Source organism: Paenimyroides viscosum (assembly GCF_003858535.1).
Lineage (GTDB): Bacteria > Bacteroidota > Bacteroidia > Flavobacteriales > Flavobacteriaceae > Flavobacterium > Flavobacterium viscosum.
Genome location: NZ_RQTJ01000001.1, coordinates 51,009 through 61,944 on the forward strand (window position 1 = coordinate 51,009; position 10,936 = coordinate 61,944).

At 36.1% G+C, this 10,936-nt stretch carries 11 protein-coding genes; 8 read left to right on the top strand and 3 right to left on the bottom strand.

Annotated features, from left to right (window positions below; genetic code table 11):
• Positions 1–12 precede the first annotated feature (12 nt).
• From EG242_RS00250 to EG242_RS00260, 3 genes are all read right to left on the bottom strand, one after another.
• Positions 13–1,668: an ABC1 kinase family protein gene (locus EG242_RS00250; protein WP_124897926.1), complete on the bottom strand. Its 1,656-nt coding sequence runs from the start codon at positions 1,666–1,668 to the stop codon at positions 13–15.
• 197 nt (positions 1,669–1,865) lie between these two features.
• Complete coding sequence (locus EG242_RS00255) at positions 1,866–4,406, bottom strand: ATP-dependent Clp protease ATP-binding subunit (protein ID WP_124897927.1); 2,541 nt, start codon at positions 4,404–4,406, stop codon at positions 1,866–1,868.
• 294 nt (positions 4,407–4,700) lie between these two features.
• Complete coding sequence (locus tag EG242_RS00260; RefSeq protein WP_124897928.1) at positions 4,701–5,312, bottom strand: hypothetical protein; 612 nt, start codon at positions 5,310–5,312, stop codon at positions 4,701–4,703.
• A gap of 280 nt (positions 5,313–5,592) precedes the next feature.
• Between EG242_RS00260 and EG242_RS00265 the strand changes: the two genes are divergently transcribed.
• The 8 genes from EG242_RS00265 to EG242_RS00305 all read left to right on the top strand — a co-directional run bounded on the left by EG242_RS00265 (position 5,593) and on the right by EG242_RS00305 (position 10,932).
• Positions 5,593–6,843, top strand: a complete 1,251-nt coding sequence (locus EG242_RS00265) for a site-specific integrase (RefSeq protein WP_124897929.1) — start codon at positions 5,593–5,595, stop codon at positions 6,841–6,843.
• A gap of 648 nt (positions 6,844–7,491) precedes the next feature.
• Entirely contained in the window at positions 7,492–7,869 is a 378-nt protein-coding gene (locus EG242_RS00275; RefSeq protein ID WP_124897930.1) for a single-stranded DNA-binding protein, read from the top strand.
• Positions 7,870–7,913: 44 nt separating this feature from the next.
• Complete coding sequence (locus EG242_RS00280; protein ID WP_124897931.1) at positions 7,914–8,987, top strand: DUF932 domain-containing protein; 1,074 nt, start codon at positions 7,914–7,916, stop codon at positions 8,985–8,987.
• A gap of 52 nt (positions 8,988–9,039) precedes the next feature.
• Entirely contained in the window at positions 9,040–9,522 is a 483-nt protein-coding gene (locus EG242_RS00285) for a DUF1281 family ferredoxin-like fold protein (protein WP_124897932.1), read from the top strand.
• Between the two features lie 12 nt (positions 9,523–9,534).
• Positions 9,535–9,789: a molybdenum ABC transporter ATP-binding protein gene (locus tag EG242_RS00290; RefSeq protein ID WP_235831837.1), complete on the top strand. Its 255-nt coding sequence runs from the start codon at positions 9,535–9,537 to the stop codon at positions 9,787–9,789.
• Between the two features lie 102 nt (positions 9,790–9,891).
• Positions 9,892–10,074 (top strand): 3-isopropylmalate dehydratase, encoded by a 183-nt coding sequence (locus tag EG242_RS00295; protein ID WP_124897933.1) that lies wholly within the window; start codon positions 9,892–9,894, stop codon positions 10,072–10,074.
• 12 nt (positions 10,075–10,086) lie between these two features.
• Positions 10,087–10,692, top strand: a complete 606-nt coding sequence (locus tag EG242_RS00300) for a PRTRC system protein E (RefSeq protein ID WP_124897934.1) — start codon at positions 10,087–10,089, stop codon at positions 10,690–10,692.
• A gap of 21 nt (positions 10,693–10,713) precedes the next feature.
• Entirely contained in the window at positions 10,714–10,932 is a 219-nt protein-coding gene (locus EG242_RS00305) for a PRTRC system protein C (RefSeq protein ID WP_124897935.1), read from the top strand.
• Positions 10,933–10,936: the final 4 nt, after the last annotated feature.

The window sequence follows — 10,936 nt, forward strand, 5'->3', positions numbered from 1 at the left end:
TGTTTTGTAAAACTATTTGTCTTTTTTCCAGATAGAATAAATAATGACGATGCCTAAAATTCCCGAAATTAAAAAACCTACTAATCCTAAAAACGAATTGCCAAAGAAAAGCGGCGGAATTTTCGCCATCATTAAAATAGACGACCCAATAGATAAAGCCGCAATAATAATGGCGTAAGTTAAACGGTTTGAAGCATTTTGAAGGGTTTTGCGCATATCTTCCAAGCCTTCTACTTCAAAATTAACTTTTAACTTGTCGTCTTTAATTTTTTCTAATAAAACCGTTAAATCATCTGGTAAATTTTGCAGGTTTGCTGCAAGAATTTTTAAATGTTTTAATGACTTTTGCGCAATCTTTTTTGGACCATATTTTTTTAAAGCTAATTCATTTGCATACGGTCTAATGCTTTCCATAACATTTAATTCAGGATCTAACTGCTTCCCAATTCCTTCAATAATAGATATTCCGCGTAATAATAAATAAATAAATTCGGGCATTAAAACATGGTTGTTTGCCATAATAGACTTTATTTTGGCAACAATATCTGCAACATTTATTTCGTTTAATGCGGTATGTTCCAACATGTGGAAAATATCATAAATGTCGCGTTCTAATGTTTTTTCATCTTCAATATGGTAATCAATTGCTAAGCGTTTCGTTAGGCGAATAATTTTTTTAGCGTCTTGTAATAAAAAGTTTTCAATGATTTCTTCTAGTAATTCCATATCGCCTTTCATGATCTGACCCATAGATCCGAAATCAATAAAGCAAAACTTTTGATCGTTCATGATAAAAACATTTCCCGGATGCGGATCTGCATGAAAAAAGCCGTCTTCTAAAACCATTTTCATAAACAAAACAATACCCGTTTGCGCAACATCTTTAGGTTGCATACCTATTTCTAAAATTTTATCTTTATTATTAACCTTAAAACCATCGATAAATTCCATGGTTAAAATGTTATTGTTTGATAGCTCTTTAAACGTTTTTGGAACGTAAACTTCTGGTCTTTCTTTAAAGTTTTTTCGGAATTTTTCTATATTATGCAGTTCGTTTGTAAGCGATAATTCTCGATACATATTGTTTTCAAACGAATTTATCAGCTGCGTTAAACTCATTTTTCTGGCAGCATCATAATTTTTTTCAAGAATTTTAGCCAGATCCTTCATAATCATGATGTCTGATTTGATGATTTCATCAATTGTAGACCTCTTGACTTTAATTACTACTTTTTCACCATTTATTAAGCGCGCAACATATACTTGGGATATAGAAGCAGAAGCAATAGGAGTGGGGTTGATGTATTCAAAATGATCTGTTGGGTTAATAAGTAGTTCATCGGCTATTTTTTGGTCAATGTCTAATTCTTCTGGCGGAACATTATCTTGTAATTCAGCTAATTCGGCAATCATTTCGGGTGGTAAAATATCTTCGCGATTGCTGAACATTTGCCCCAGTTTTACGTACGTTGGTCCTAATTCTTCTAATACTAAACGAACACGTTTGTATACGCTTAATTTAAAAATTTCTTCGCCACGTTTAGATCGAACAAAACCTTTAGGTAAATATTTCTGTGCGCTTGTTCTAGCAATAATATCATCGAATCCGTATTTTGATAAAATACTGATTACATTACCAATACGCTTAATTTTTCTGATTTGATTCATAGCCTTTTTCTTGATTAAAAGGTATAAAAAAGCTGTTTAAAAAACATTATATTCTGCCATTACGGACTTGATCCGTAATCTCATTATTCTGAAACCAAAATTATGAGAAGCCAACTAGAGTTTACGAATTCATCGCAGTTTATCAAGTTCAGCTCGACCAATAATTGCTATTTAAACAGCTTTTAAAATAAATTGTTTTATTTTTTTAACGATGAATTAGCGTTTTTAATAGTAACCTTTAAAGCTTCATCGTCTTTAATTTTATCCATTAATAAAACATCGTTCTCCTGAATATTTCCATTGATGATTTCTTCTGCCAATAAATCTTCTACATATTTTTGGATGGCACGTTTTAACGGACGCGCTCCATATTGTTTGTCAAAACCTTTATCTGCAATGAAATCTAATGCTTCTTGCGTTAATTCTAACTGATAGCCTAAAGCCATCACACGCAGGTACAGTTTTTCAATTTCAATGTTGATGATCTTGTGAATATGTTCTTTTTCTAATGCATTGAACACAACCACATCATCAATTCTGTTTAAAAATTCAGGAGCGAAAGCTTTTTTCAGTGCGTTTTCAATAACCGATTTTGTTAAATCATCTTGTTGATCTTGTTTAGATTTGGTTCCGAAACCAACGCCTGTTCCAAAATCTTTCAACTGACGAGCACCAACATTCGATGTCATGATAATAATCGTATTTCTAAAATCGATCTTTCTACCCAAACTGTCTGTTAAATGTCCGTCGTCTAAAACCTGTAACAACATATTGAAAACATCGGGATGTGCTTTTTCAACCTCGTCTAACAAAATAACCGAATATGGTTTTCTGCGCACTTTCTCTGTTAACTGACCGCCTTCTTCGTATCCAACGTAACCCGGAGGTGCACCAACTAATCGTGAAATAGCAAATTTTTCCATGTATTCGCTCATGTCTATACGGATCAAAGCATCTTCAGAATCGAAAATTTCTTTTGCGATAACTTTAGCCAACTGTGTTTTACCAACACCCGTTTGACCCAAGAAAATAAACGAACCAATTGGCTTGTTAGGATCTTTTAAGCCCGCACGGTTTCTTTGAATTGATTTTGCAATTTTTGCCACCGCTTCATCCTGACCAATAACTTTTCCTTTAATAGCATCTGGTAACTTCGCCAGTTTTTTACTTTCGGCTTGCGCAATTTTATTTACCGGGATGCCTGTCATCATTGAAACTACATCAGCAACATGCTCTTCGGTAACGGTGATTTTATTGTTTTTAGAATCTTCTTCCCAACGTTCTTGTGCAACTGCTAAATCTTTTTCAATGCGTTTTTCATCGTCACGTAAAGCCGCAGCTTCTTCGTATTTCTGACGTTTAACAGCATCTGATTTTTTATCACGAACTTCTTCTAATTCTTTTTCAAGATTTAAAATATCATCTGGAACATCAATATTTGTAATATGTACACGCGATCCTGCTTCATCCAACGCATCAATAGCCTTGTCTGGTAAGAAACGCTCGCTCATATATCTGCTTGTTAATTTTACACAGGCATCAATAGCTTCTGGCGTATAAATTACATTGTGGTGATCTTCGTATTTAGGTTTAATGTTGTTTAAAATAGTAATTGTTTCCTCTTCTGTTGTAGGTTCTACAATTACTTTTTGAAAACGACGTTCCAATGCACCATCTTTTTCAATGTACTGACGGTATTCGTCTAACGTTGTTGCACCAACACATTGAATTTCTCCACGAGCTAATGCAGGTTTAAACATATTTGAAGCATCTAATGAACCTGTTGCACCGCCGGCACCAACAATGGTATGAATTTCATCGATAAAAAGAATAATATCGTCGTTCTTTTCCAATTCGTTCATAACGGCTTTCATACGCTCTTCAAACTGACCGCGGTATTTTGTACCAGCAACCAAACTTGCCAAATCTAAAGTTACCACACGTTTGTTGAACAAAATGCGAGATACTTTCTTTTGAATAATGCGCAACGCCAAACCTTCGGCAATCGCAGATTTACCCACACCAGGCTCACCAATTAACAACGGATTGTTCTTTTTACGGCGCGATAAGATTTGCGAAACACGCTCTATTTCTTTTTCACGACCCACAACAGGATCCAATTTTCCTTGTTCAGCTAGTTCCGTTAAATCGCGACCAAAATTATCTAATACTGGAGTTTTAGATTTTTTGCCTGCTTTGTTCTGTGCTGACGGATTGTTGAAGTTGTCTGACATACTGTCACCTCCTTCATCGTCAAATGCACTGTTACGTGGCTGTTCACTTAAAGATTCTGAACTAGACAATAAACTTACAAACTCTTCTTTTGAGTTATCATAATCTACCTTACAACGATTCAAAAGAATGGTTGTAGGATCTTCGGTATTTCTAAGTATCGACATTAGAATATGTCCCGTATTTATTACATCGGTTTTGTAAAGTTTTTTCTCAAGAAACGCTCTCTTTAAAGCGTTTTCGGCTTGTTTTGTAAGATGAATGTTCTTTTTATCTGTGTTGATAAGCTTATTAGGGTTTTCTGGAATCAATGCCTCAAATCGATTTCTAAGAAATTCCAAATCAATTGATAAGTTTTGTAATATCGTGATAGCTTCGCCTTGGCTTTCGCGCAAAATACCAAGCATGATATGCTCTGTACCAATATAATCGTGCCCTAAACGTAAAGCTTCATCTCTACTAAAGGTAATTACTTCCTTTACTCTTGGTGAAAAATTGTCGTCCATTTTATAATATTTAGGGTTCTTTTATTTTAACATATCAAAATCTGTACCTTTATTTAGTGGCAGTGTCTTTTTGATATTAACTAATGTAATAAAGTAATTTCTATTTTCCTACAATGTTAAAAGAAAAAAGATAGCTTAATTGCTATCTTGATTTATAGAGTTGATGATTGATGCTTCTGATGCAGCCTCAGTAGTTTCTTCTTCGTAACCTTCGTCATAATATTCTTCAGGTTCGTTCATCGACCTGATATCATCTTCGGTATATTGATAATGCGAATTGAATTTCTTTGTTTTTTAGTTATAAACTAAGGCTTCTTTTCTATAATCAGTTTTAATTATTAAACCTCCGCAAGAAGCAGGTGTAAGTTTGGCTTCGTTTTCGTAGATTTTTGCACCTACTTTAAAGGAATTAATCACCGGAAGTTCGCCTTCAAAATGTTTAATATACAAACCTTCGCCTTTGTGATTGAAAATAACCAGCATACTGCTCGTATAGTCATTCTTTTCAAATAAGACCGCTAAATCGTCTTCGTCATTATCGTCATCGGTGAAATCACCAAAAGCATAAACCGATTTTGCTCGATCGGCTATTTTGGTTAAAAAGTATGTGCCGTCTAAGTAGCTGTTATATTCTAAAAAATTGTAAATATGTTCGCGGTAGTTTTCCGGAATGTTTTCATACTGAGCTACAGAGAAAATACCGTTGATGGCATCTATGCGGTTTTGTGAATATTCTAATTCAGAATTATTATTTTCTTTATATTTTTGATATCCTAGATAAAAAATTATTCCAGATATTAAAACAAGTATACTTAAAATCGTTAATATAATATATAAGCCTTTATTAGATTTCTTTGGTTTAATTTCTGTTTTGCTTTTCTGAAAATCTTCATTATTTGTTTCCATGTCTTTTATAATTTTAAAGAAAAAAGATTAGTAAAAAGCAAAGTTAAGCAAAACGATTAAAACCGTTACTATACAATGCTTTGTAAAAGATTAGTCCTAGTTTGGAACTCGGTGTCTGATAGATTTTGGTCTTGAAATGACAAGCTTAGGTTACTAATCCGTTACCGATTGATAAAGGTAACTATATAGCTTAACTGGTTTTATTTCAGTGTTTTGCACCCTTTTTTATATTCCCTTGTAACTCATTGTAAATTAATTTTAAACATTAAACATTTGAGTTATGACGCAGACAAAAAAATCAACGTTCAAACTGCTTTTCTATTTGAAAAAGAACGAACCAAAAAAGAACGGTAATTCCCCGATTATGGCGCGTATTACTATTGACGGAACACCTAAAACTTTCGGGACAAAGTTAGAAATTAACTCCAATAATTGGGATTTAAAACACGGAAGAGTTTTGGGCAAGAGTGCCATCGCATTGAACATCAACCAAAAATTGGATAACATACGGGGGCGTATCGACAAGATTTATGAAGATATGCTGAAGCACGAGGGCTTTGCTACGTCCCAAAAAGTAAAGCTCTCATTCTTGGGTGTTGGTGTAATGGATGATGCAATACTAAAAGTCTTCAATGATCAAAATGAGGGTTTTAAAAAATTGGTTGATAAGGAAGAACGTTCACAAAGCACCTACAAAAAGTACATCACAGTTTACAATCATCTTACCACTTTTATAAAAGAACGCTATCATCGTGATGATATGGCTTTTAGGGAACTGACTGGAGATTTTATTAGGGAGTTTGACTTTTATCTCCGGTACAATTTGCAGTCTACACATAATACGGTTTGGGTTTACACAATGCCTATATTAAGTTTAGTGGAATTGGCTATTAAAAAGGGGTTAATACGTTATAATCCGTTTCAAGATTATGAAATTAATATGGAAGAAACCGACAGGGGTTATATTCTTAAAGAAGACGTAGAAAAACTTATGATGTGTGTACCGCCACACCCAAGGTATGAACTAGTAAAAGACCTTTTTATTTTCAGTTGTTTTACCGGACTTGCCTATGCAGATATTAAAAAACTGACAATGAACAACATTCAATCTTTCTTTGACGGTCATCAATGGATCATCAGCAGAAGAAAGAAATCAGATATTGCTTCCAATGTTCGGTTAATGGAAATCCCTAAACGCATCATTGAGAAATATCAAGGTACTACAAGGAATGAATTTATCTTCCCGGTTCCAACTAATGTAACCTGTAATACCCACATCAGTAAATTGATTGAAAAAGCGGAAATAATTACAGAGCAAAAAGTAACCTTTCACACCGCAAGACATACATTTGGAACAATGTTTTTGACCGAAGGTGTACCACTGGAGAGCCTTAGCAAAATGATGGGGCATAAAAACATTTCTACTACACAGATATATGCTAAGATTACCAGCCAAAAGATTAGTAAGGATATGGATTTGGTAGCTCCTAAATTTAAGGAGATTGAAGAAGCGTTTTTACAGGTCATATAGTCGATCACAATTTGATAATAACGAGCAGAACTTACTGGTTCTGCTTTTTTTATGTCCATACTTTTTATAGCCAAAGCACATTTACTTTTCTTTCCTATTCCCCTTCTGTAAAAGAGCTTTTGGCTAATTCTGGAACAGAAGATTAAAAAATGTTGCCATCTACTCCTTCCACACAAAAACAATATTTTAATCCTCTGTTAGTGTGGCTTTGATAGCCCCAAAGCTTTAAAAAAGTGTTTTAAAAATTCAGCGAATTGGAAGTGTTATTTCAATTCACTCTGAACCATTTCTCAATGCCATCTTCTTGGCTTCCACAGTCATTTTATCCAAAGACCCGTATGCTTTTTTGTCCCATTTCAAGAGCAAAGGTATTTCCGTGTTCTTAACGCATCACAAAGGTCAAGCAAGTTTGGAAAATAATCTCCACCCGTTGGGTAGTATTTTTTTCCAAAACCTTGGTACTGCTAAACACGAACCTTTTATGCTCGTGAAACGAAACATAGCATACTCCGGCTCTTTAAACGAATAAAAAAAATGTCAGATATGAAGATTAAAAACATTGGAAATGGTAATGAAACGAAACAGTACCTCCTCTCATTGCCGAATAAATCTAAAAAAATCAAAATCAATAACTAAAAATTAAAGAATATGAACATCACAGGAAGATTGACAAGGGATGCGGAAGTACGTACAACGTCACAGGACAAACAAGTAGTAAACTTTTCAGTAGCGACCAACGACAGCTACCGTAACAAACAGGGCGAACGCATAGAGCAAACAACCTATTTCGATTGCTCCTATTGGATAACCCCGAATGTAGCCAAGCTACTCACAAAAGGTGCTTTGGTAGAACTATCGGGACGAGTAAGCACAAGGGCGTGGACAGGTAATGATGGAGAACCAAGAGCAGGACTGAATTTCCATACCTCTCAAATCAAATTGCACGGAGGTGGCAAAAAATCGGAAACAGCACAAGCTACCACAAGCACAAACAATAACAAGGCAGAAGATGACCTCCCATTTTAATCAAGAAAATTCAATCATTTTTTAACATCAAAATTTCTAACATTATGGCACATAATATCAATTTCAACGAGAGAACAGGACGTTATTCATTTTTTAGCGTACAACAAAAATCGTGGCACAACTTGGGGCAAATCGTGGAGCAATACCCGACAAGCGAGGAAGCTATCAAACACGCAGGGTTAGATTACGAAGTCGTAAAATCCCCACTATTTACCAAAGGTTCGGGCATTATCGAAACCAGCAACGGCATAGAGATAGGTAGTAGTGAATTGGAAGTACCCAACTATTTCGCCAACATACGCACCGATAACAATAAAGTATTGGGTGTAGTCGGCAAGGATTACCATATCGTACAAAACCGTGAAGCCTTTAATTTTTTTGATGCCATTGTAGGTGGTGGCGAGGGCATTCTGTACGAAACCGCAGGAGCATTAGGCAACGGAGAACGTATTTTTATCACAGCCAAACTGCCTGACTATATCCGTGTAGGCAATGGCGATGATGTAACGGAAAAATACATTTTCCTAACGACTTCGCACGATGGTAGCGGAAGTATCACAGCCGCATTTACACCAATCCGTATCGTTTGCCAAAACACCTTAAACGCTTCGTTACGCAGTATGACCAACGTTGTCCGCATCAAACACACTTCGGGAGCAAAACAACGTATTGAGAACGCTCACAAGATTATGGGACTTGCAAACACATTGAGCAACCAATTAGAGGGCATTTTTAATGAGTGGGCAAAAGTAAAGGTAACAGACCGAGAGGTTAAAAAGCTAATCCAATTGGCACTTTGCCCGAACAAAGAAACGCTTGACCTAATCAAAAAAGATGCAGAAGATGAAATCTCCACCGTATTCAAAAACACCGTTGAAGATGCTTTTGCGTATGCGATGATAAGCGACACCCAACAAATGAACACTACTAAAGGTACATTGTTCGGAGCATATAATGCGGTTACAGGCTACTATCAGAATGTACGGAATTACAAAAACGATGAAGCCAAGTTGCAGAGCATTGTATTGGGTGGTACTGCCCAACTCAAATCTCAGAAAGCATTTGAATTGTGTAATGATTTTGCATTGGACGGTGCCGAAATTCTAAACCTTAACTAATTAACAATTGGCTACCGCTTTAATCGGTGGTAGCCTACTAAAAATATTCATTATGGCAAATTGGTGCAGTAACACGGTTGTATTCGAGGGAACTCCCGAAGCAATCACAGCGATACAGGAACTCTTTCAATCAATGAAGGAAAAGGAAGAAAAAACCGAAGAGGGACAATTACCCGAATTTATTTCTAAAGATAGTGGAGGTTATTTCTTCAATATCTATTGGAACGAAGGCGATGAAGGACAATTTCAGTATGAAACAAAGTGGTCGCCAAATATGGAAATCATTCAAAAGATAGCGGAGCATTACGAAGTGAATTTCACACACGACTATGAAGAAATGGGCAATCTTGTATATGGCAGGGCAACATTTTATGACAAGCTACTCACAGATGTTTATTTGGAAGACGTGGATTTTGAGCAATACGAGTTTGATGAAGAAACCGATACCTACCATTTTGAGGGTAATGCTTACGAAAGCGATTACGAGATATTAGAAAACTTGTTGGAGCGGAAAATTAAAATTCAAGAAACTTAAAAACCAAAGGCAATGGAAACAAAAACAATAGCCACAAAGTTTGTACGCCAAGATGTACCCAAATTGGCAACCCTGCAAAATGCAAAGATTTACCAATTAAGGGAAAAGCTGAACAAAGGCGACAAGTTGAACCGAGCCGAAAAAAATTGGCTTGCCGAAGCAGTAAACCGAAACGCCTATTTCAAAAGAGCCGTACCGCTTATGGGTTATCGCTTTGGATTTGAGGATGTTTTAAAATCCTATATCGTAAAGCAATACGGCAGTTGAGCAGAATACAACGCTCCCGATAAAACAAGTCTTAGAAGTATCATTTATGGTAGGATTGACCAAATAGCGGAAATCAGCAAATAACACTTAAAGCCAAGTACGATGAAAATCATAGATAAAAAAGGGAATTGGATTGAAGTTACCGACCTCATAAAAGCTATCCAACAAACAGGTTGGTATAAAGAATATCAGCACGACCCACCAACAGAAACAGACAAGGAAAGACAGGAATATTGGGCAGATATGCACGAGAAACTTAAAAAAGAAAAAAGTAATAACAATTAAAATTTAAGAACGATGAATACAAATTTTTTCAATCAGATACAGCAGTTGGACTTTACGGGAGTATTGCAACTGAACATTTCAAAAGGAATAGAAAGCAACCTAATTGTAACGGTATTGCTCAACAACGAAGCGTGTGGAGATAGTGCAAAAAATCTAATTCCCCCATTGACATTTAACGCCACGCCCCAGGAGTTTGACGAGGGATTTTTTGAGCAGATAACTACACCCATACAAAAGGTATCGGGCTTAATGGTGGATATGGAAAAATTCCAAAAGCAATTGGACGAAGCCAAAGCACAATCGGCAATAGAAAAGGAAAAAACCGAGAAAGCGATAAAGGACAAAGAAGCCAAAGACAAGAACTTTAAAGATGCTATGGCAAAGGCGGACGAGTTGGAAAAAGAAGGCAAATTCCGTGAAGCGTGGATAAAAGTACCCGATTTAACGGAGTTTCCCGAAAAAGCGGACGAGATACGCAAACGCAAAACGTCATTATCCGACAAGTTTGCCACACCGAGCCTTTTCGGAGCAATGGACGAAGCAAAACCCGAACCACCAATAGAGCAAATTACTGCCGATTATCCTATTGATGGAACGGACGAAGATGAAGACGAATAGTAATCATTAAAACAGAACATTATGTTATTAGCAACGCAATTAGAAAGAGTTTTTATACTCAAAGATAAAGGACAGGACATAAGACTGACCGACCCTGAACCACGTTGGAGCGTGGAAGCCGTAATGAGTTTTTACGCCAATATGTACCCGATTTTGACAACCGCAAAAGTATCTGCACCACAAATAAAAGATGATACAGTCGAGTATAAATTTGAGAGCGTAATGGGTACAAAAGGTTAAACCA

Excerpts from the sequence above, each read along its gene's own strand:
- EG242_RS00250 (WP_124897926.1), bottom strand. The coding sequence starts at position 1,668 with ATGAATCAAATCAGAAAAATTAAGCGTATTGGTAATGTAATCAGTATT.
- EG242_RS00255 (WP_124897927.1), bottom strand. The coding sequence starts at position 4,406 with ATGGACGACAATTTTTCACCAAGAGTAAAGGAAGTAATTACCTTTAGT.
- EG242_RS00260 (WP_124897928.1), bottom strand. The coding sequence starts at position 5,312 with ATGGAAACAAATAATGAAGATTTTCAGAAAAGCAAAACAGAAATTAAA.
- EG242_RS00265 (WP_124897929.1), top strand. The coding sequence starts at position 5,593 with ATGACGCAGACAAAAAAATCAACGTTCAAACTGCTTTTCTATTTGAAA.
- EG242_RS00275 (WP_124897930.1), top strand. The coding sequence starts at position 7,492 with ATGAACATCACAGGAAGATTGACAAGGGATGCGGAAGTACGTACAACG.
- EG242_RS00280 (WP_124897931.1), top strand. The coding sequence starts at position 7,914 with ATGGCACATAATATCAATTTCAACGAGAGAACAGGACGTTATTCATTT.
- EG242_RS00285 (WP_124897932.1), top strand. The coding sequence starts at position 9,040 with ATGGCAAATTGGTGCAGTAACACGGTTGTATTCGAGGGAACTCCCGAA.
- EG242_RS00290 (WP_235831837.1), top strand. The coding sequence starts at position 9,535 with ATGGAAACAAAAACAATAGCCACAAAGTTTGTACGCCAAGATGTACCC.
- EG242_RS00295 (WP_124897933.1), top strand. The coding sequence starts at position 9,892 with ATGAAAATCATAGATAAAAAAGGGAATTGGATTGAAGTTACCGACCTC.
- EG242_RS00300 (WP_124897934.1), top strand. The coding sequence starts at position 10,087 with ATGAATACAAATTTTTTCAATCAGATACAGCAGTTGGACTTTACGGGA.
- EG242_RS00305 (WP_124897935.1), top strand. The coding sequence starts at position 10,714 with ATGTTATTAGCAACGCAATTAGAAAGAGTTTTTATACTCAAAGATAAA.